Raw genomic sequence first — 19,014 nt, forward strand, 5'->3', positions numbered from 1 at the left:
TCATTTTTGGCCGTGCACAACCATGGCTGGCAGGGGTTCATTGATCGACCCCCGGCAGTTGCCATTGGCGCGATTGAGTTCCTGAATCTTGTGGTGGGCTCGCTGCCATGCTTCGACAAAACGGCTGACACGAATGGGGTCAATGGGTTGTTCAATCTGGCCATTGCGCTTCAGAGAACTGGCAACAATGACACCGTTGACGTAGGGCACTAATTGCTCCACATTGTCCCAAGAGGCACCACTGCCAATAAAGAGGGGTTGTCCCTTGGCGGCACTGGCGGCCACGGATAGATCTTCCTCAGTAGGCGGATGTCCCGTTGCCCAACCGGAGAGAATCACCCCATCGGCGAGTCCCCGTTCAAAGGTGTCCCGTACCGCAGTGGCGAGGTTCGGACTGTGGAGCGGCTGGGCGTGCTTTACCATCACATCGGCAAAAATTTTGATGTCTTGCCCCAGTTCGCGGCGGTAGCGCAGGAGTTGATGGGCTTGGCCTTCAATAATGCCTTGATCTGTCGCCATTACCCCAGTGAGCACATTAACGCGGATAAATTGTGCCCCGGTACAGGCAGCGATCGCCAGACCACTGAAGGCATCATTGCGCAGCACATTCAGGCCAATGGGCAAGGCCACCAGATTCTTTAACCGCTGCACCACCAAGGTCATGGCACTGACGACGGCGGCATCCACCCGATCTTTGGTGAAGGGAGCATCAAAGAAATTCTCAACAATAATGGCATTGGCGCCCCCTGAGGCGAGGGCTGTGGCTTCCTGTTCTGCGCGGTCAATAACGGCCTTCAGGCTCCCCCCCCAACGGGCAGAGGTGGGTAAGGGCAGGAGGTGGACAACACCAATGACGGGGGTTGCAGTGTGAAAGAGAGTCCGGAGATCCACAACGATTTCGGCAATAGGTGAACAGTGCAGGTATAACAGGAGGAGTGGCAGGCACTCTACACAGGCACAATGGCAGAATGCACTGACTTAAGTATATCCCCGTCTGACCCCCCCCTCGTGGCGATCGCCCTCGGAAGCAACCTTGGTGAGCCATTGCTACAACTGCGCTCAGCCGTCCAAGTGCTTGCCCAAACGCCGGGGATTCATGTCTTAGCCTGCTCGCCGTGGTATCGCACGACCCCGATAGGCCCCCCGCAACCGGACTACTGGAATGGCTGTCTGATTGCCCGAACGCAACTTTCCCCTTGGGCACTTCTGCAAACGCTGCAAAGGATTGAGACGCAGTTTGGTCGCCAACGGCAAGAGCATTGGGGATCCCGCACGCTTGATCTGGATCTGCTGCTCTATGGCGATCGCGTCATGACCACTGCCGAACTCACCCTGCCCCATCCCCGCTTGGCCGAGCGACCCTTTGTCCTTGTGCCCCTTGCAGCGATCGCCCCCCACTGGCGACACCCCCTACTGGGTGACACCATCCAAACCCTACGGGAGCGAGTGGGGGATGCGGGCATTATTGCCGTTCTCTCTGACGGTGCTGGCGAAACCACGTTTGCAACTGCTGCCGACAGGCCGCCGCCTGAACCCCGCTAATCACCTGAATCCGGTGGAACACCGCTGGGCTTTGCGGAAGTTGCAGCACTGAATCAATGGCCCCAGCTTTTGGATCGGTCGTCCCGTAGATGAGGGTGTGAATGCGGGCTTGAACAATGGCAGCGGCACACATCGGGCAGGGTTCTAGGGTCACATAGAGGCGGCAGCCCGTTAAATACCACGTACCTAGACGTTGACCCGCGCGGCGGAGGGCAATGATTTCCGCATGGGCAGTGGGGTCATGATCTCGCTGGCGGCGATTTTCCCCCGTGGCAATGAGTTCATTCTCGGCACTGACAATCACCGCGCCTACGGGCACTTCATCGGCAGCTCCTGCCTGTGCTGCGAGGGCGATCGCCTGTTGCATCCAAAAGTCATGCGGGTCTGTTTCGGATAAAGGGAGAATGTCTGGCATGGCGATCCCGTTGCCGCAGTGGCTATGGTACTATTTTTTCAGTTCTCTTGCGATCGCTGAATTCTTTTAGGAAAACACCATGATTGATGCTTTAGTTTTGGTTGCTAAACTCCCGGAAGCCTACGCCATTTTTGATCCCCTCGTGGATGTGCTGCCGGTAATTCCTGTGCTCTTTTTGGCCTTGGCCTTTGTTTGGCAAGCCGCTGTCGGTTTCCGTTAAAGATAGCTTCGATCAAAATAACCCTGTTGACTTGCCCCGTTGATTTCAGCGGGGTTCTTCTTGACTTTTGGCATGTGTTTCCCCTATGGCAGGTCACAGTAAGTGGGCAAACATTAAACGGCAAAAGGCGCGGGTGGATGCCCAAAAGGGCAAGACCTTTGCGCGGCTATCGCGAGCGATTATTATCGCGGCGCGGCATGGGGGAGGGGATCCAGCGGGCAACTTTCAACTGCGCAGTGCGATTGAGAAGGCAAAAGCCGCGGGGATTCCTAGTGAAAATATTGAGCGGGCGATCGCCAAAGGGACGGGTACGCTTGAGAGTGATGCCCCCTTAGAGGAAATTCGCTACGAAGGCTATGGGCCGGGGGGTGTGGCGTTTTTGATTGAGGCCCTCACAGATAATCGCAATCGCACGGCAGCGGATCTGCGGGCAGCCTTCAATAAGCAAGGGGGCAACCTCGGCGAAACCGGCTGTGTGGGCTGGATGTTTGAGCAGTGGGGCATTGTTACTGTTACCGCCCCTACAGATGAGGAAGCCTTCCTTGAGGCACTCCTAGCGGCTGATGTGGAAACCTATGAAATGCTAGGGGATGTAGCTGAGGTGCGCTGTCCCGTGCCTGCCCTAGAAACCGTCAGCGAAACCCTGAAAGAACACGGCTACACTGTCCTCGACACCGAAAGCCGCTGGGTCTCAATGAATACGGTAGAAATCACCGATGAAGATACCGCGCGGCGCGTCCTCAAGTTGATGGATGCTCTCGAAAATCTCGATGATATTCAAAGTGTGGCCACCAACGTCACGATGAGCGATGCCCTCATGGAGGCGATGTACGTCTAGGCATCCGTGGTTTTACGGGATTTTGGCAAAGATTTCTGCGCTGCTGAGACGCAAAAAATTGAGTGGAAACACGGTAGGCACCCAAAGGCAGCCGTGGGAGCATAAAAGTACGGTTGCAGGCATTGCACCGAGGCACGTTGTGTGTAACCAGACTGAGGCTCTCCTTAGAGCGATCGCTCTTCTTCTCTCAATCAACGTTGATTGCCTGTGTGTTCCCGCCTTTGTGTGTTTCCCCTGTCGGCTCGTGTGTGTTCCTCAGGTTCCCTGCTGAAAAAAGTTGTAGCCAGTTTTTAGTGTGTTTCCTGAAGCGCTGGGAGGGGGGCGGCGGCGAAATAGCGACGACGGAAATTTTCCTCGGCGATCGCTGCTGTGAAGGTCTCTAAGGCCACTGCCGTATGGCGGGAAGATTTCACTTCAGGTGGCCACTCACACCAAAACTCTTCTCCGCTCTGCATAACTTGAACCCCCAGTGTCTCCAGCACATTGAGGGCATAGTTCAAGGTGGCCATTTCAATGCCAAGGTGTTCCCGCAACTCCTCGCGTTGTAAAGATGTTCCCTGCTGACTGGCCTGTTGGCATAACGTCAAAAATGCCTGCCAGACTTTTAGGGCGTCCTGCTCTGGAGGGAGAGAGTAGGCCAGAATTAAAGGTTGCTGTTCCCTTTTCGCTCGCTGAATCCACTGGCGCCAGCTTTCCCGTGATGTCGGGCAAGTTTCGACGCGCAGACCCTTGCCGCTTGCCTCGTGGGGGCGATCGCGATAATCCATGAGGGACTGAAAAGAGGCCGATTGGATGACATTGGTTGCACTGGGTCGCAGCTCTTTAATGATGGCTGATAGGGACTTTTGCCACTGCTCTAGCTCAATCACCAGATCACAGCGTTCTTTGGGACAATCCGCCACTTGATGATCCCACCACTTGGCAGGAAAGGAGGACTTCCCTTGGGGATCGCGGAGCAGCATTGAGACGTATTTTCTGATGTTCTGATTCCCCCTGTTCTGGTTATCTTTGAGGTCAGTAAGTTTCACATTTCGCACCAGCAAGCGGGGGAGAGGATGGTGAGTAGAATCAAAGGGAGCCAGCACTTCTAGTTCCTTGAGCAATCGCTCATTGAGTTGATCCAAGCTCACTTCCAAGTCAATCCTCAAGGGTTTTGGTGTCGCGATCGCCGTGCCCTCTTTTTGTGCCAAGAATTGGTTGAGGGCGGCTTCCAAAAGGGGAATATGCGCCACCTTCAGCCGAAAGCCCACTGCATAGGGATGCCCGCCAAATCCCTCAAATAAGTGCCGTTGACTGTGGAGTGCCTCATAGAGATCCACAAAGCCATCGGAGCGCGCTGAACCTGCGGCCATGCCCGTTTCTGGATTGGTCTGAAGCAAAATTGCCGGGCGGCCATAGGTTTTCACGATCTCATTTGCCACCAGCCCCAAAAGACTCAAGGGCCAACTGTCATCGGTGAGGAGAATCACCCGTGATGCTGAGAGGTCCAACTGAGCCACCTTGGCATGGGCCATCTGAGCAATCTCTTTTTGGCGTCGCTGCCGTTCTGCATTCACTTTTTCAATGTGCTGTGCCAACTGCCGCGCTTGGCGCCAATCTTGGGTAGTCAACAGCGTAATCAAAGGCCGCACATCTCCCTTTACACGACTGACAGCATTGAGGCGGGGTGCGACGGTAAAACTAATCTGCCGTTGCCGAGCCGTGTCTTTGGACGCGCCCTGCAAAAGGACAGCAATCCCCGGGCGGAGGGTCTGACGCTTGCCGAGTTGTTCCAAGCCGCGCTGGGCAAGGTAGCGGCACTCATCCCTCAATTCAACCAAGTCGGCAATCAGGCCAATGGCCACCAAATCAAGGAGGTTTTCGAGGGCATACCCCTGGGTTTTCTCTGGCCACGTTGCATAAACGGCTTCCAAAAATTTGTAGGCGACGCCGACCCCGGATAAATGGCGCAGCGGATGCTCCAAAGGCAACTGCCGCGGATTGATCAGCGCCACAGCCCCCAAGGAAGCGGGTTCAAGGGTGTGGTGATCGGTAACAATCACCTCCATCCCCAACTGACGGGCAAGGGCAATTTCAGCACCGTTGGTACAGCCCGTATCACAGGTAATGATCAGGGAGACCCCCTTTTTTTGAAGCTCCTCAAGGCCATGGCGCGAGAGACCATGGGAGTCGTGCTGGCGATTGGGAATATAAAAGTCCACCAATTGCGCCCCCAAAAGGGGTTTTAGCCCTTCCCAGAGAACGGCGGTGGCCGTGACCCCATCGGTGTCAAAGTCTCCCCAAATGGCAATGTTTTCTTGATTGTTTAGGGCTTTCTGCAAACGGGCTAGGGCAGCTTGCATTTCTGGAAACTCAAAGGGAGAGGCAGGTTGGTAGTGTCGCCAATTTAAAAAAGCGGGCACTTGCCGATGAAGATCGCGATAGCCCCGCTGCCAAAGCAACTGGGCAGTGATTGCCCCCGCATCGGGGTGGAGGCTCTTGACTTGCTCGATAAACTCTAAGGGGGCAGGGTGAGCAGAACAGGATTGCCAAGGACGCTGCATGGAAGTTCAGTTTCTAGGGAAGGGCAGCAAAGATATTCTTTGACTATTCCTTTAATCATAGCGATCGCCCCCTGCGGCCAGAGAGACTTCCAAAAATTGCTGCTGCTCTCTAGCACTGAAAATTGGGGAAGGCTACAATCAGGACAGCCATTGGGGATATGAGAAACGTGAATCATACGTTTTTAGTTGATGGGGGGCGGTGGCTGCTCAAGGGAATGTGGTTAGAGGCAAATCAGGAGCCGATTCCGGTGACGGGGAGGATTCTCGTCTCCTACGGCCAAGATGACTGGTTTTCAATGGCCGCCAAGATCACCTTTCCCGATCAAGTTAAGCCAGAATTAGTGTTGCAGTCGCGGGGGAAGTTGGAAGTGGATGAGCAGGTGTTTACCTATGTGCTCCAACATAGTCTCTTGGGTCGGCTGGAGGGAGAGGGATGGATTACGCCCCATGCGATCGTGCAGCAGTTTATTTTGCTGGGGGATGCCAACCGCTGTACAGGCTTCGAGCACTACTGGCAACTGGATGCTAATCACTACACGCTGCTGAGTGGGATTCACAACAGCCATAAGCTCAAACATTTGCTCGAGGCAACGCTTGAACGGGTTTAGCGGCCTGCACGGATGCGCTGGCAATGGCGGGTGTATGAGGAACTCCTTCGAGAACCCTTGGCAACGGCGCAGGGGGTCTGGCGATCGCGCTCAGGAATTTATCTACGCCTTGAAGATGAACAAGGTCAAGTGGGCTACGGTGAAATTGCCCCCCTTCCCGGCTGGGGCAGCGAAACCCTCAGTGCCGCTATTGCCCTGTGTCAGCAACTGCCTTGTCACCTCAGCCCAGAGATCATTGCCGCAATTCCTGAGGACTTACCCGCCGCCCAGTTTGGTTTTGCCACCGCATGGCAAAGTGTCGGGCAATTGCCCTATAGGATTCACCCTTGGCCAATCTGCGCCCTTTTAGGCAGTGGTCGAGCCGCCCTTGAGCAGTGGCAGCAGCCTTGGCAGCGGGGGCAAACCACCTTCAAGTGGAAAGTTGGTGTCCTGTCCCCAAAGGAGGAGCAAGGAATCCTCACGACCTTACTGGCAGCCCTGCCTCAGGGGGCTAAATTACGCCTTGATGCCAATGGGGGTTGGGATTTGGCCACTGCAGAGCGGTGGTTTGCTTGGCTCGATCGCCATGGGAACGGCAAAATTGAGTATGTGGAGCAACCGCTACCCCCTGACCAATGGCAAGCCCTATTGAGGCTGTCTCAGACGGTGACAACCGCGATCGCCCTCGATGAGAGCGTAGTGAGTGCAAGAGAATTGCAGCGTTGGTTAGAGCGCGGCTGGCCGGGACGCTTTGTGATTAAGCCAGCGCTGTTTGGCTCTCCAGAACGCTTGAGTGTCCTGTTGCGTCAAGGTTTAGAACCGCAACGGCTGGTCTTTTCCTCTGCCCTCGAAGGGGCGATCGCCCGCACGGCAATTTTTCAGTGCTTTGAAACGTGGCAACCCTGTCGTGCCCTTGGCTTTGGCGTCGAACGCTGGCGATCGGCTCGCCTACTGAACACTCTTGCGGATTACACAGCGATATGGGATTGCCTTGACAATTATGGTAAAAATTACTATAAATAAAACATCCTTCACCTCTCAAAGCCATGACAGGTTTCACCTTGGCCGCCAGTGATTACAGTTTGCTGACGGACCTCTACCAACTGACAATGGTGGCCACCTACGCAGGTGAGGATTTGGCTTGGACACCCGCTAGCTTTGAACTCAGTGTGCGGCGACTACCCCGAGGATATACGTATTTGGTGGCCATGGGGTTGGCTCAGGTACTGGAATACCTACAACAAGTGCAATTCACCCCGCAGCAAATTGATTACTTGAAAAGTCTAGCGGTTTTTGAGCGGGCACCTGCAGCATTTTGGGACTTGTTGAGCCACAGTGAGTTTCGTGGGGATGTCTGGGCGGTTCCGGAAGGGACAGTGGTGTTTGCCCAAGAACCCCTGCTGCGGATTGAAGCCCCCCTCTGGCAAGCCCAGTGGCTAGAAACCTGTCTGCTCAATATCGTGAACTACCAAACCCTTGTGGCTACCCGCGCTTCACGGTTGCGACAGTTGGTGGGAGAAGAGGTAGATCTGCTGGAATTCGGCACACGGCGTGCTTTTAGTCCCCAAGCTTCCCTATGGGCAGCACGCTCAGCCCTCGCCGCCGGATTTACAGCCACCTCGAATGTCTTAGCAGCACAGCAGTTGGGGGTTTCCCCCACAGGCACGATGGCGCATTCCCTAGTGATGGCGATCGCCACCCTTGCTGGTACAGAACAGGATGCCTTTACGGTTTTCCTGCGCTACTATCCCGAAGGCGCACTGTTGGTCGATACCTACGACACCCTCGCTGCCGTTGCCACCCTCGCCGATCGCCAAGCGGCCGGGGAAATTGTTGTCAAGGCTGTTCGCATTGATTCAGGGGATCTCCTTAGCCTCTCCCAGAAAATTCGCCAGCTCCTGCCCCAAGCGAAAATTATTGCCAGTGGGGATCTCGATGAGGGGGAAATTCGCCGCCTGCGAGCAGCCGGTGCCTGTATTGATACCTATGGCATCGGCACGAAGCTGGTAACGGGGGATCCTGTCAACGGGGTCTATAAACTCGTGGAAATCAATGGTCAGGGAGTCATGAAGACCTCCAGTGGCAAAATGACGTTGCCAGGACGCAAGCAAATTTATCGCCGTCCCAGTGGGGATTGCCTTGCCCTTGCCAGCGAGGAAAATGTTTGGGGCAAACCGCTCCTCGAACTGGTCATGCAGGCAGGGCACCCCCTCTCTCCCCCGGAGTCCTTGGCGACAATTCGCGATCGCCACCGTGCCAGTTTGGCAGAATTGCCAGAGACGCTCCTCGATGTCACCCAGCCAGTGGTCTATTCCCCTGCCTTGGAAGCCCTGATTCAACAGTTGCGACAGCATCCATGACGATCGCCCTTTTTGGTACCAGTGCTGATCCACCCACCGCCGCCCACGGGGATATTCTCCAGTGGTTGAGCGATCGCTATGACCGCGTGCTGGTGTGGGCAGCCGATAATCCCTTCAAAGGGCAGCAAACCCCCCTGCCCTATCGCCAAGCCATGCTCAATCTCTTGGTGCGCAGCCTCAACCGTGCTAATGTCGAACATCACCCCGAACTCAGCCACCCCTACACCATCCATTCCGTGGAGCAGGTAAAGCAGCAGTGGCCGAATGAACCCCTTACCCTAGTGGTGGGCAGTGATGTTCTCGCTAAACTGCCGCAGTGGTATCAGGCGGAGAAACTGCTTGCACAGGTGCAACTGTTGGTCTTGCAGCGTCCCGGTGTTGTCATTGACCCCAAGGACTGGCAAGCCGTGCAGCCACTATGTCCCCAAGTGGAACTGGCTGACTATCGGGGGCCGGCGGTCTCCTCGACGACCTATCGGCAACAGCGGGATGAACAACAACTCCTGCCGGCGATCGCCCAGTACATTCAGCAGCAAGGACTCTACTCCCAGCCATGAGCGCCTCCCCTTTACCCCTTGCGGAATTTGTTGTTGGCGTGGACAACGTTATTTTCTCTGTGGATACGGATCAAAATCGCCTTCTTGTGCTACTGGTTCAGCGACAACAGGTGCCCTTTGCCGGGTATTGGAGCCTCCCTGGTACCCTCGTGCGGCAGGGGGAATCCCTTGAAGCCGCTGCCTATCGCACCCTAGCGGAAAAAATTCGCGTCCGTAACCTCTATCTGGAGCAACTGTACACCTTTGGCGAACCGGCGCGAGATCCCCGCGAGGGCACCTATGGCAAGCGCTATCTTTCTGTGAGTTACTTTGCCTTGGTGCGCTTTGCTGATGCGGAACTGATTGCCGCCGGCGAATGTCCCGTGCAGTGGTTTGCCCTAAGTACCTGTCCAGAACTGGCCTTTGACCATAGCAAAATCTTGGCCTATGGTCACCGCCGCCTCTGCAATAAGCTGGAGTACAGCCCCGTTGCCTTTGATGTGTTGCCTGAGTATTTCACCCTCAATGATCTCTATCAGTTTTACAGCACCGTTTTGGGAGCCAACTTCTCCGACTACTCCAATTTCCGCTCACGGCTTTTGAAACTCGGCATTTTGCAGGATACGCACCAAAAAGTGATCCGCGGCGCGGGCCGACCGGCAACCCTCTACCGTTTCGATCGCGAGGCCTTTGCGCCGCTTAAGGATAAGCCCCTAGTTTTTGTCTAAACTTTTTGAGGAGTTCCTATGGCCGTGCATCTGTGGATTGCGCAACTCAACCCCACCGTCGGCAGTCTCAAAGCCAATGCCCAAGCAATTCTCACCGCAGTCCAAGAGATCCGTAGCCAGCACCCTCTGGATTTGCTGATCACCTCTGAACTCGCCCTTTGTGGCTACCCCCCCAAGGATCTGCTCCTCAACCGCTACTTTGTTGAAGCGATTCAAGCAGAACTGCACCGCCTTGCCGCTGCCTTACCGGCTGATGTGGCGGTTTTAGTGGGCACAGTGCTAGCCAATCCCGCCGCTGGCGTCAAGGGAGAAAAGCCCCTCTACAATGGCGCAGCCCTGCTGAAGGGGGGACAGGTGCAGCAGGCCTTTGCGAAGCAGTTATTGCCCACCTATGATGTCTTTGATGAATGTCGCTATTTTGCCCCCGGCGGTACGGAGAATCTCTTTACATTAACGACGGCCAGCGATCAACTCAAAATTGGCGTCACCATTTGTGAAGACCTCTGGAACAATGAGCAGTTTTGGGGAGAGCGGCACTACCAGCGCAATCCCGTTGCTGAATTGGTGGCCCAGGGAGCAGATCTGATTGTGAATCTTTCGGCATCGCCCTACTGTGTGGGGAAACCGAAGTTACGGCAGGCGTTGATTGAACATACGGCTCGCCAATATGGCTGTCCCTTAATCTATGCCAATCAGGTGGGAGGCAATGATGATTTGATTTTTGATGGCAGCAGCTTAGCGGTGAATCGTCAGGGTGAGATCGTTAGCCAAGCCAAGGGGTTTCGTGAGGACTACCTAGCCGTGCGCTGGGAAAGGGGAGACCTCGAACCAACGGCGATCGCCCCTGCAGCCACGGGCGAACCTGAGGAAATTTGGCAAGCCTTGGTTTTAGGGGTGCGCGACTATGTCCGCAAATGTGGCTTTCAACAAGTGGTCATTGGCCTCAGTGGGGGGATTGATTCCGCCTTGGTGGCAGCGATCGCGACGGCAGCCTTGGGCAACCAACAGGTGCTGGGGGTGTTGATGCCCTCTCCCTACAGTTCCGATCACTCGATAACCGATGCGAAGGAATTGGCCGCAAATCTGGGCATTGCCACGCAGATCTTACCGATTGCGCCCCTGATGCAGACCTACAGTGAGGTGCTGGCGCCTCTATTTGCTGGTACCCCCAGTGGAGTTGCCGAGGAAAATATCCAAGCCCGTATTCGCGGTACGCTGCTGATGGCGATCGCCAACAAGTTTGGCCACTTGCTTATTTCCACGGGTAATAAATCTGAACTAGCGGTGGGCTACTGCACCCTCTACGGCGATATGAATGGTGGCCTTGCAGCCATTGCCGATGTGCCCAAAACCCGTGTCTATGAACTCTGCCATTGGCTGAATCAGCAGGCCGCCCAAGGGCATCCGATTCCCGATCTGGCGATCGCTGGTGCCGTTGTCATTCCCCCCCACATTCTCACCAAAGCCCCCAGTGCCGAACTCAAACCCGGCCAAACGGATCAGGATAGCCTACCGCCCTACGACATTCTCGATGGCATTTTGGTACGAATGATCGATCGCCACCAGTCAGATCAGGAAATTGCCGCTGCCGGATATGATCTAGACTTAGTGCAGCGGGTGCGCCGCATGGTTCAACGGGCAGAATTCAAACGTCAGCAGGCGGCACCGGGGTTGAAAGTGACCGATCGCGCCTTTGGTTCCGGTTGGCGGATGCCGATTGCCGCCCAGTGGTAAGCTACAGCAGTCCCATGGCTTGCAGTTCTTGGCTGAGGCGTTGCGCTTCTTGGGGATTTTGAGCCTGCAGTAAATGAATGGCTTGCCGCAGTTTGTCAAGGGCCGGTCTGAGTTGTCCTAAACGCAGCAGCAGGGCTCCCTGATTTTGATAGGCTAAGGCACAGGTGGGATCCACGGCTTGCAGGCGATCGTAGGTGGCAAGGGCATCGCCCCAGCGTTTCAATTGCTTTTGAGCCTCCGCCAGCCGCAGATAGGTTGCCAGATGCATCACCTCAGGGGTGGGGGTTCTGAGGGCGGTTTCATAGGCTTGGATTGCTGCCAGCCACTCACCGCGTTCGGCGTAGAGATTGCCCCGTTGATAGTGGAGTTCGTAGGCAACGGCAGGGGGGACGCTTTTGACCTTTAGCCCCTGCTCCAGACAGTGCTGAGCCTGCTGCCAAGCTCCTTTAGCCAGATACACCCCTGCCAATTTAGTCCACAGGTAGGCATCCTCAGGGTGCTGCTCAAGGTGGCGGCGCATGATCCGCTCCGCCCGTTCCTGCTTTTGTTGTCGCTGGGAACCAAGGTAGCCACTGTGCACAAGGGCCACACGGTTAACTTGACCAATTTGCCAATGGGGTTCCCGCTGCTGCAGGGCAAGAACGCTGTCATCAATCGTTTCGTGGTACGGACGCTGAAAAAAGAGGTCGGGATGGTGACGAAAGAGGCGCGACACATAAGTATAGGGGGGCACAACGCCCAATTCCTGCCGCAGCAATATCACCACCAGCCAATTCGGTTGTCGGCAGATCTCAGGCAGTACGGCGGCAAATGACGGTGTCAGCGTTTCATCCGCATCGAGAACCAGTACCCACTCGGTAGTGACATATTGCAGGGCAATGTTGCGAGCGGCAGCAAAATCCTCTTGCCAAGGAACTTCATAGACCCGTGCTCCCCACTGGCGGGCGATCGCCACCGTTTCATCCTGAGACCCCGTATCCACAATCACCGCCTCATCCACCACACCAACCACACTGGCAAGGCATTGGGGTAAGCGTGCCGCCTCATCCCGTACAATCATACAGAGGGTAATGGCCATAGCAACTAGGCAAAGTCACCAATCAGCTTCACTTCCGGCTGCAACCACACGGACCAGCGATCCGCAACAGCAGCTTGTACATGGCGAATCAAGCGATAGACATCCATCGCTGTTGCGCCGCCACAGTTGAGAATAAAGTTGGCGTGTTTTTCAGAAACTTGGGCGCGGCCAATCTGGTAGCCCTTCAAGCCCGTTTGCTCAATTAACCAACCCGCTGTTCGCTCTTGGGGATTGCGGAAGACACTGCCACAGTTGGGGAAATCGTAGGGCTGCGTCCGCAGGCGATCGCTCAGGTGTTTTTGGGTGTCTGCTTTCACCTGGGCTGGGTCATGTCCCGGTTCCAGCTGCCATGTGGCCTGCAGCACCAATCGCTGGCTGTTTTGAAGACAAGAGGTACGGTAGCCATAGCCCAATTCCCGTGCCGCCACCACCGCCAATGTGCCATCGGGTTCCAAAATCACCGCTGACACGAGTCGCTCCGCTGTACAGCCACCATGGGCACCGGCATTCATGACCACTGCCCCCCCCACCGTACCGGGAATGCCAACAATCCACTCCAGACCGCGCCAGCCCAGTTTTGCAGCATAGTGAGCCAACTTGGGCAAGGGATACCCCGCACCCACCGTCAGTTGTCCAGTTTCTAGATCACTGTTGAGATAGCGCAGATGCCTGGTGGCGATCACAAGACCCGCCACACCGCGATCGCTCACCAGCAGATTAGAGCCTGCCCCCAAAACCGTAATTGGCAGTTCCTGTTCCTGCGCCCAGATGTAGGCTGCCTGCAATTCAGCAACGGTACGCGGTTCCACAAACCATTCGGCACAGCCCCCCACATTCAGGGTCGTAAACTCGGCAAGGGAGATGTGGCGTTGCAGAGGGCACTGGGTTTGGGGCAAGCAGGACAAGGTCATAGGGCGATCGCCTCAGTGAGGGAAGAGACACTTAATTGTTCTTGATCCGCCATTACAGACGGAATCAGTTGATTGAGATTGCCAGCCCCAAGAAAGATCACCAGATCCCCCGGTTGCAGCAGATGCGCCAAGCGAGTTTGTACCGCTTCAAGGGTGGGGCAATAATCCACTGCAGCATGATACTGACGGGCACAGGCGGCCACATCAGCACCACTAATTGTGCCGGGATTGGGTTCACCCGCACTATAGATATCCGTCAAGATCACGTGATCCGCTGCGGTGAAGCACTGGCCAAAGGCCTCGAGAAAGGTTTGGGTGCGGCTATAGCGATGGGGTTGAAACACGGCCACGACCCGTTGCCAAGGAGCTTGCGTCCCCACTTGCAGGCGGGCTGCCTCTAGGGTTGCACTAATTTCGCTGGGGTGGTGGGCATAGTCATCAATAAAGCGAATCCCATTCACCTGTCCCCGTTCTTCAAAGCGGCGGCGGGCACCGCGAAACTCCAATAAAGCAGCAGCAATGGTGGCAAAGTCAATGCCAAGATAACGTCCCACAGCAATCACTGCCAGAGCATTTTGGAGATTGTGGGCACCTAAGACACTCAGTTGTAGAATGCCAAGGGAGGTGCCCCGCTCCCAAACCCGTGCCGTGGTGCCCTCAGAGGTGTATTGAATATGATCCACACAGTAGTCCACCGCCGCTTGTCGCTGCAGGCTATAGGTCAACAGGCGCGGATGATGCAGGCGATCGTGGATATTCGGACAATCGGCACAGCCAATCACAATGTCTGCCTGATCAGCAAACTGCTGAAACGTGGCCACCACCTCTTCCAAGGAATTATAGTGATCGGGGTGGTCAAGCTCGATATTCGTAATGACGCCAATATGGGGATGGAATTTGCGCAAGGAGCCATCGGACTCATCCGCTTCAGCAACAAGGTAAGGACTTTGACCCACGCGGGCGTTGCCCTGCCACGCCGCCACTTCACCCCCGACAATAATCGTTGGATCCAGCCCGGCCTGCAACAGCAAATAGGCAATCATGCTGCTGGTGGTTGTCTTACCGTGGGTGCCGGCAACGGCAATACTTTGGCTACGGTGCATCAGTGCCGCGAGCACATCGGAACGGTGAAAAATGGGACAGCCTAACCGTTGAGCCGCTTGATATTCAGGGTTATCGCTACGAATGGCGGTGGAGCAGATGACTTGAGGCAGCGGGGCAAAGGGATACGTTTCAAGGTTGGCCGCACTCTGACCAATAAAGATCTGCACGCCTAACTCAGCCAGTTGCTCGGTCAAGCGGTTGGGACGCAAATCGGATCCAGACACCCTAAAGCCCTGCTTGGCGAGAATGTAGGCAAGGGCTGACATACCAATACCACCAATGCCAATGAAGTGGAATGGACGCTCACTAAACTCCATCACTGGCTGATTTGCCACAAACAACTCCTTCGCTCCACCAAAAAGAAATACGTTGAATCAATAATTAATATCAATAGATTAGTATCAATAGGCATAAATTCTTAGGCTCATCATAGCAGGTCACCCTCAATCCTCATGGGCTAATACTGGCAGATCCAAGGCAAATATGTCACCCTGAGCCAAAAATTTTTTGCAAACAGTTTATTCAGCCCGTGGCACCCTCTTCCTTGGGGATCAGCAGTTCGACAAAGAATAAACTTTAGCAGAGACAAATTCAGTGCGGTGTAAGGTAGAAGGTTGATACCGCCTTGTCGGTGTGCCGTTATCTTTCTGAGGACTGGGAATGCTGACGAACTTGCTGGCTTGGAGTATGGCGATCGCCAGTTTAGGCTTGTATCTGTTGGGGTTCTTCCTACCGGAACTGTACCGTAGGTTTGATCTGGTGGCCAGTGGCGCGGGATTATTCTTTGCCCTGACTCTGTGGATCTATGGCGATCGCATTGGCGGTGGATTGCTCCTAGGAACAGCAGCCGCAGTGGCCTTAATTCTCTGGTTGGGTTGGCAGACCCTCAGCTATCGCTGGCAACTCACCTACCCGGGCGATCGCACCGACACCCAAAAAGCTCAAGCCCTCTGGCAAAAAGTCCAGTCTCTGCTGCCCGAAGGTACCTTTGCAAAAATCGGTGAGCAACTGCAAGGCTTCATCAGTAGCTTGCGCGATCGCCTCCAGAAACAGCCGGATCGCCCCCAGCTTCCTGTGGATACCCCACCACCGCCGATGGATACTGGCGACATTAAAGAAGATCTGTGGACAGGGGAAACCAGCACCCCCAGTACCGTTGCCGAACAACCCACCCCAGCCACTGAGGAAGCAGCCACCGTCCCAGAAGAATCTGCTGAACCAGCGCCAGTCGCAGAAACAACAGCCAGCCCCACCGCAGACACTCCCACAGACGCACCGGCTGATCTGCCGTCCGAAGGGGTTGCCGAAATGACTCCCCCAGAAACGCCTAGTGTTGAAACGCTGCAGCCGCCCACTGCCAGTACCCCAGAGGAGTCAGAACCAGCAACGGTTACTGCTTCAGAAGAACCAGCCCCTCCCGAGACAACAGTTGACGCTCCAGAACCCACAGTGACGGCCGAAGCACCAGAAGAGCACGCATCTCCTGAAACGGCAATTGAGACTCCAGAATCCACGGTGACTCCTGAGGCAGTGGCAGAACCAGCCCCTCCTGAAACGGCAGCAGTGACGCCTCCTGAGACAGTCGTTGATGCCCCAGAACCCACGGCCACTCCTGAGCCAGTGGCAGAACAGGCAGTTCCTGAAACAGTGGTTGAGACTCCAGAACCGACGGCGACCTCTGAAGGAGTGGTTGAACCGCCTCTAGTCTCTGAATCTGCTCCCGATGCTGAACCGACAGAAACGCCGCCTCCAGTGCCAGAATCGCGCACCGCTGCTGCCGATCTCCTAGGGGATATTCCCGAAAGTAGTGATATTGACGATGAGGCAACGTCAGAGGGGACAACCATCGAAAATCCAGAACATACTCCCCCTGAAGATGATGACTGGCCGCCCCCTGAAGCCCGTCTATGACCTCTCAGGCCATCGGGTACAGGGAAGGACTTATCGCTGCGCGAATCCCGCAAAAGTTAATAAAGTCATGAATCCCTGACTTTTGCTGCTTTTATTTTCTCTGAAGCGAATCTTAATAGAACCTTAATTTTCCCCTAACTTTCCCCAAAAATTCCCCAATTTTCCCAAGGTTTTCCACAGATTGGGGCAAAGTTTTCCACAGGCCTTGACGGTGTGATCGGATTTCAAGGCATTTCTGGGGATAACTGCTGCTGGAGCCTTGGGGAAAACGCAAGGAGCGTCAAAAGTCCGGAAACGCTGATTCTGTCGTGGATTGCGATCGCCAAGATCGGTGAAAACAAGGATTGACAGACCCTAGGACAACCCAGACAATGGAGTTCCACGGATAGAGATTCACTTGCTCTGAAACCTTGTGAATGTAGGGCTAAATCCCGCTCTGAGTCAGGGGTCTGGGGATTTGGTCAGAACTTTTATGGGAGTTTTCCACAGGTTTACCCAGGGCGAGCTGATGGCGCCTGCAATTTTGTCTTGGTTTTATTGAGGTAACTCACGGTATGAACGCTCAAGCCACGATTAGTATTCTTGCCGAGATTCCAGAGGAGCTACACGAGACCCTGAAATACTACCTCGAGCGGCATCCCGATTGGGATCAGGATCGCGTCTTTGTGGCCGCACTGTCCCTCTTTTTGCTGCAAAATGGAGAATGCGATCGCCGCACAGCACGGGTCTATCTCGACTCGTTGTTCAAGCGATCCTAAACACGTTGGAGGGTAGCAAAACGGGTGAGTGAGGTAGATGTCGCAATTGTAGGTGGTGGCCTCAGTGGCCTGAGTCTGGCTTGGCGGTTGCAGCAAAGCGCCCCCCAGTACAGTGTGGTTGTCCTAGAGGCCAGCGATCGCCTTGGGGGGAATATTACGACACAAGCAGCGGAGGGCTTTGTCTGGGAACTGGGTCCCAATAGCTTTGCACCGACCCCTGCCCTGTTACAACTCATTGCTGAGCTGGGCTTGCAGTCGGAACTCATTCGGGGCGATCGCCACCTACCGCGCTACATCTACTGGCGGGGACACCTCTACCCCCTAGAACCCACCCGTCCCCTTGCCTTGGCTACTTCAAATCTGCTCAGCCCTTGGGGAAAAGTGCGGGCAGCCCTTGGTGCCTTGGGGTTTGTGCCCCCCTATCTGGGCAGTGGCGATGAATCAGTTCATTCATTTTTCCGTCGCCATTTGGGGCAAGAGGTGGCTGAACGGCTGGTGGCGCCCTTTGTCTCTGGGGTTTATGCGGGTGATCCACAACAACTGAGTGCCGCTGCTGCTTTTCGTCGTATTGCCCAACTGGAAAAACTGGGTGGCAGTCTCATTGCCGGTGCCCTGCGCCTACGGCGTCAACAAGCCCCTAAACCGAAGCCGCCTACGGGTGTGCAGATGCGACCGGGGGAACTTGGCTCCTTTAAGGAAGGCTTGGCTGTGCTACCTCGGGCGATCGCCCAACAATTGAAGGCACCGATTCACCTGCAAACCCCGGTTCAGGAAATTACCCCAGAATCCAAGGGTGGCTACCTGCTGCGCAGTGGTGAGCAAACGTGGCACGCCCGCAGTGTGGTCTTGGCAACGCCCGCCTATCAAACTGCAGAGTTGGTAGCGCCTTTTCAGCCAGCGATCGCCCGTGTTTTGGCTACCATCCCCTATCCCACCGTGGCCTGTGTGGTCTTGGCCTACCCCGCTGGACTCGGGCGCAGTGTCCGCCCCGGCTTTGGGGTACTCATTCCTCGCGGTCAGGGCATCCGCACCCTTGGCACCATTTGGTCGTCCTGTCTCTTTCCCCAACGCACTCCCGCCGGTTGGCAAGTCTTTACGAGTTTTATTGGCGGTGCCACGGATCCTGATTTGGCAAGCCTCAGCGAAGAAACCATTGTCCAGCAGGTGCAGCAGGATTTGAGCCGCCTCCTTGATTTACCCGCAGCCAAGGCACGCTTACTCGGTATGAAGGTTTGGCGACGGGCGATTCCCCAATATATTGTCGGCTACCCTGAGCAGTGGCAGCAGGTGACCCATGCCCTCAGTCAAACCCCCGGCCTTTTCCTGTGTAGTAACTATGCTGAGGGTGTCGCCTTGGGCGATCGTGTTGAACATGGCAATCGAACCGCTGCTGCTGTTGCTGCCTACCTTTCAGGAGGCCAGCCCTAGGGATGTCGCTGTCGGACTATATGAATGCGGCTCTTGAGCGGGCTATCTATCACTTCAATGCAGAGGATGGCCTGATTTACGGTGAAATTCCAGACCTTGAGGGGGTCAAGGCCCATGGCAAGACAGTGCTTGAATGCCGCGAGCATCTCTCCGAACTCTTAGAGGATTGGATCTACTTCCATGTCTCGCGGGGCATTGCCGTACCCATGATTAACGGCATTGAAGTTCCCGTACGGGAGATTTTTTGAACCTCACCCTCTTTGGGTACGGCTGATCTATAGAAAAGGACTGTATTCTCAATAGGCCAGCGATCGCTCCCCT

General features: G+C 55.4%; 19 protein-coding genes. 13 read left to right on the forward strand and 6 right to left on the reverse strand.

Annotation, left to right across the window (positions count from 1 at the left end; translation table 11 throughout):
- Positions 1 to 891: a photosystem I biogenesis protein BtpA gene (gene btpA / locus RHH81_RS03325; RefSeq protein WP_310743382.1), complete on the reverse strand. Its 891-nt coding sequence runs from the start codon at positions 889 to 891 to the stop codon at positions 1 to 3.
- 69 nt (positions 892 to 960) lie between these two features.
- On the opposite strand from btpA, the gene folK reads away from it, so the two are divergent.
- Positions 961 to 1,542, forward strand: a complete 582-nt coding sequence (folK, locus tag RHH81_RS03330; RefSeq protein ID WP_206201063.1) for a 2-amino-4-hydroxy-6-hydroxymethyldihydropteridine diphosphokinase — start codon at positions 961 to 963, stop codon at positions 1,540 to 1,542.
- On the opposite strand, the gene tadA is transcribed toward folK, so the two are convergent.
- Entirely contained in the window at positions 1,463 to 1,957 is a 495-nt protein-coding gene (gene tadA, locus RHH81_RS03335) for a tRNA adenosine(34) deaminase TadA (protein ID WP_206201064.1), read from the reverse strand. The two genes, folK and tadA, sit on opposite strands and share 80 nt — an antisense overlap.
- A 79-nt stretch (positions 1,958 to 2,036) precedes the next feature.
- Here tadA and RHH81_RS03340 point away from each other — a divergent pair, with 79 nt between their 5' ends.
- Together RHH81_RS03340 and RHH81_RS03345 are read left to right on the forward strand one after the other, a co-directional pair.
- Positions 2,037 to 2,177, forward strand: a complete 141-nt coding sequence (locus tag RHH81_RS03340; protein ID WP_011056031.1) for a photosystem II reaction center protein K — start codon at positions 2,037 to 2,039, stop codon at positions 2,175 to 2,177.
- Between the two features lie 85 nt (positions 2,178 to 2,262).
- A complete protein-coding gene (locus tag RHH81_RS03345; RefSeq protein ID WP_206201065.1) occupies positions 2,263 to 3,015 on the forward strand; it encodes a YebC/PmpR family DNA-binding transcriptional regulator in 753 nt (250 codons plus the stop codon).
- A gap of 290 nt (positions 3,016 to 3,305) precedes the next feature.
- Here the strand turns inward: RHH81_RS03345 and recJ are convergent, their stop codons facing one another.
- A complete protein-coding gene (gene recJ / locus RHH81_RS03350; RefSeq protein ID WP_310438056.1) occupies positions 3,306 to 5,558 on the reverse strand; it encodes a single-stranded-DNA-specific exonuclease RecJ in 2,253 nt (750 codons plus the stop codon).
- A gap of 158 nt (positions 5,559 to 5,716) precedes the next feature.
- On the opposite strand from recJ, the gene RHH81_RS03355 reads away from it, so the two are divergent.
- The 6 genes from RHH81_RS03355 to RHH81_RS03380 are packed head-to-tail and all read left to right on the forward strand — an operon-like array spanning position 5,717 to position 11,503.
- Positions 5,717 to 6,166, forward strand: coding sequence for a hypothetical protein (locus RHH81_RS03355; protein WP_206201067.1), 450 nt, complete (start codon positions 5,717 to 5,719; stop codon positions 6,164 to 6,166).
- A 12-nt stretch (positions 6,167 to 6,178) separates the two neighbouring features.
- Positions 6,179 to 7,168, forward strand: coding sequence for an o-succinylbenzoate synthase (locus tag RHH81_RS03360; RefSeq protein WP_310743383.1), 990 nt, complete (start codon positions 6,179 to 6,181; stop codon positions 7,166 to 7,168).
- Between the two features lie 23 nt (positions 7,169 to 7,191).
- Positions 7,192 to 8,505 (forward strand): nicotinate phosphoribosyltransferase, encoded by a 1,314-nt coding sequence (locus RHH81_RS03365; RefSeq protein ID WP_310743384.1) that lies wholly within the window; start codon positions 7,192 to 7,194, stop codon positions 8,503 to 8,505.
- Positions 8,502 to 9,062 carry a nicotinate-nucleotide adenylyltransferase gene (locus RHH81_RS03370; RefSeq protein ID WP_302676822.1) on the forward strand — a complete coding sequence of 187 codons (561 nt, stop codon included), beginning with the start codon at positions 8,502 to 8,504 and terminating at the stop codon, positions 9,060 to 9,062. Before RHH81_RS03365 ends, RHH81_RS03370 begins: the two co-directional genes overlap by 4 nt.
- On the forward strand, positions 9,059 to 9,769 hold the full coding sequence (locus RHH81_RS03375) for an NrtR DNA-binding winged helix domain-containing protein (protein ID WP_206201071.1): 711 nt from the start codon (positions 9,059 to 9,061) through the stop codon (positions 9,767 to 9,769). The genes RHH81_RS03370 and RHH81_RS03375 overlap by 4 nt, the downstream gene beginning before the upstream one ends.
- Before the next feature lie 18 nt (positions 9,770 to 9,787).
- Entirely contained in the window at positions 9,788 to 11,503 is a 1,716-nt protein-coding gene (locus tag RHH81_RS03380; RefSeq protein ID WP_310743385.1) for an NAD+ synthase, read from the forward strand.
- Position 11,504: 1 nt separating this feature from the next.
- Here the strand turns inward: RHH81_RS03380 and RHH81_RS03385 are convergent, their stop codons facing one another.
- The 3 genes from RHH81_RS03385 to murC are packed head-to-tail and all read right to left on the reverse strand — an operon-like array spanning position 11,505 to position 14,913.
- The gene (locus RHH81_RS03385; RefSeq protein WP_206201073.1) at positions 11,505 to 12,581 is read right to left on the reverse strand and encodes a glycosyltransferase family 2 protein; all 1,077 of its coding nucleotides are present in this window, start codon (positions 12,579 to 12,581) and stop codon (positions 11,505 to 11,507) included.
- Positions 12,582 to 12,586: 5 nt separating this feature from the next.
- Positions 12,587 to 13,492: a UDP-N-acetylmuramate dehydrogenase gene (gene murB, locus RHH81_RS03390; protein ID WP_206201074.1), complete on the reverse strand. Its 906-nt coding sequence runs from the start codon at positions 13,490 to 13,492 to the stop codon at positions 12,587 to 12,589.
- A complete protein-coding gene (gene murC, locus RHH81_RS03395) occupies positions 13,489 to 14,913 on the reverse strand; it encodes a UDP-N-acetylmuramate--L-alanine ligase (protein ID WP_315863401.1) in 1,425 nt (474 codons plus the stop codon). Before murC ends, murB begins: the two co-directional genes overlap by 4 nt.
- A 343-nt stretch (positions 14,914 to 15,256) precedes the next feature.
- Here murC and RHH81_RS03400 point away from each other — a divergent pair, with 343 nt between their 5' ends.
- The 4 genes from RHH81_RS03400 to RHH81_RS03415 all read left to right on the forward strand — a co-directional run bounded on the left by RHH81_RS03400 (position 15,257) and on the right by RHH81_RS03415 (position 18,941).
- Positions 15,257 to 16,507, forward strand: coding sequence for a Ycf66 family protein (locus RHH81_RS03400; RefSeq protein ID WP_310743386.1), 1,251 nt, complete (start codon positions 15,257 to 15,259; stop codon positions 16,505 to 16,507).
- A 554-nt stretch (positions 16,508 to 17,061) separates the two neighbouring features.
- Entirely contained in the window at positions 17,062 to 17,265 is a 204-nt protein-coding gene (locus RHH81_RS03405) for a DUF2811 domain-containing protein (RefSeq protein ID WP_011056228.1), read from the forward strand.
- A 24-nt stretch (positions 17,266 to 17,289) separates the two neighbouring features.
- The gene (hemG, locus tag RHH81_RS03410; protein ID WP_302676816.1) at positions 17,290 to 18,693 is read left to right on the forward strand and encodes a protoporphyrinogen oxidase; all 1,404 of its coding nucleotides are present in this window, start codon (positions 17,290 to 17,292) and stop codon (positions 18,691 to 18,693) included.
- 2 nt (positions 18,694 to 18,695) lie between these two features.
- Positions 18,696 to 18,941 (forward strand): type II toxin-antitoxin system HicB family antitoxin, encoded by a 246-nt coding sequence (locus RHH81_RS03415; RefSeq protein ID WP_206201077.1) that lies wholly within the window; start codon positions 18,696 to 18,698, stop codon positions 18,939 to 18,941.
- Positions 18,942 to 19,014 lie beyond the last annotated feature (73 nt).

Source organism: Thermosynechococcus sp. PKX95, assembly GCF_031583295.1.
GTDB lineage: Bacteria > Cyanobacteriota > Cyanobacteriia > Thermosynechococcales > Thermosynechococcaceae > Thermosynechococcus.

What these genes read in the sequence shown, in the direction of transcription:
- folK (WP_206201063.1), top strand. Translation starts at nt 961, where the DNA reads ATGGCAGAATGCACTGACTTAAGTATATCCCCGTCTGACCCCCCCCTC.
- tadA (WP_206201064.1), bottom strand. Translation starts at nt 1,957, where the DNA reads ATGCCAGACATTCTCCCTTTATCCGAAACAGACCCGCATGACTTTTGG.
- RHH81_RS03340 (WP_011056031.1), top strand. Translation starts at nt 2,037, where the DNA reads ATGATTGATGCTTTAGTTTTGGTTGCTAAACTCCCGGAAGCCTACGCC.
- RHH81_RS03345 (WP_206201065.1), top strand. Translation starts at nt 2,263, where the DNA reads ATGGCAGGTCACAGTAAGTGGGCAAACATTAAACGGCAAAAGGCGCGG.
- recJ (WP_310438056.1), bottom strand. Translation starts at nt 5,558, where the DNA reads ATGCAGCGTCCTTGGCAATCCTGTTCTGCTCACCCTGCCCCCTTAGAG.
- RHH81_RS03355 (WP_206201067.1), top strand. Translation starts at nt 5,717, where the DNA reads ATGAGAAACGTGAATCATACGTTTTTAGTTGATGGGGGGCGGTGGCTG.
- RHH81_RS03360 (WP_310743383.1), top strand. Translation starts at nt 6,179, where the DNA reads ATGCGCTGGCAATGGCGGGTGTATGAGGAACTCCTTCGAGAACCCTTG.
- RHH81_RS03365 (WP_310743384.1), top strand. Translation starts at nt 7,192, where the DNA reads ATGACAGGTTTCACCTTGGCCGCCAGTGATTACAGTTTGCTGACGGAC.
- RHH81_RS03370 (WP_302676822.1), top strand. Translation starts at nt 8,502, where the DNA reads ATGACGATCGCCCTTTTTGGTACCAGTGCTGATCCACCCACCGCCGCC.
- RHH81_RS03375 (WP_206201071.1), top strand. Translation starts at nt 9,059, where the DNA reads ATGAGCGCCTCCCCTTTACCCCTTGCGGAATTTGTTGTTGGCGTGGAC.
- RHH81_RS03380 (WP_310743385.1), top strand. Translation starts at nt 9,788, where the DNA reads ATGGCCGTGCATCTGTGGATTGCGCAACTCAACCCCACCGTCGGCAGT.
- RHH81_RS03385 (WP_206201073.1), bottom strand. Translation starts at nt 12,581, where the DNA reads ATGGCCATTACCCTCTGTATGATTGTACGGGATGAGGCGGCACGCTTA.
- murB (WP_206201074.1), bottom strand. Translation starts at nt 13,492, where the DNA reads ATGACCTTGTCCTGCTTGCCCCAAACCCAGTGCCCTCTGCAACGCCAC.
- murC (WP_315863401.1), bottom strand. Translation starts at nt 14,913, where the DNA reads ATGGAGTTTAGTGAGCGTCCATTCCACTTCATTGGCATTGGTGGTATT.
- RHH81_RS03400 (WP_310743386.1), top strand. Translation starts at nt 15,257, where the DNA reads ATGCTGACGAACTTGCTGGCTTGGAGTATGGCGATCGCCAGTTTAGGC.
- RHH81_RS03405 (WP_011056228.1), top strand. Translation starts at nt 17,062, where the DNA reads ATGAACGCTCAAGCCACGATTAGTATTCTTGCCGAGATTCCAGAGGAG.
- RHH81_RS03415 (WP_206201077.1), top strand. Translation starts at nt 18,696, where the DNA reads ATGTCGCTGTCGGACTATATGAATGCGGCTCTTGAGCGGGCTATCTAT.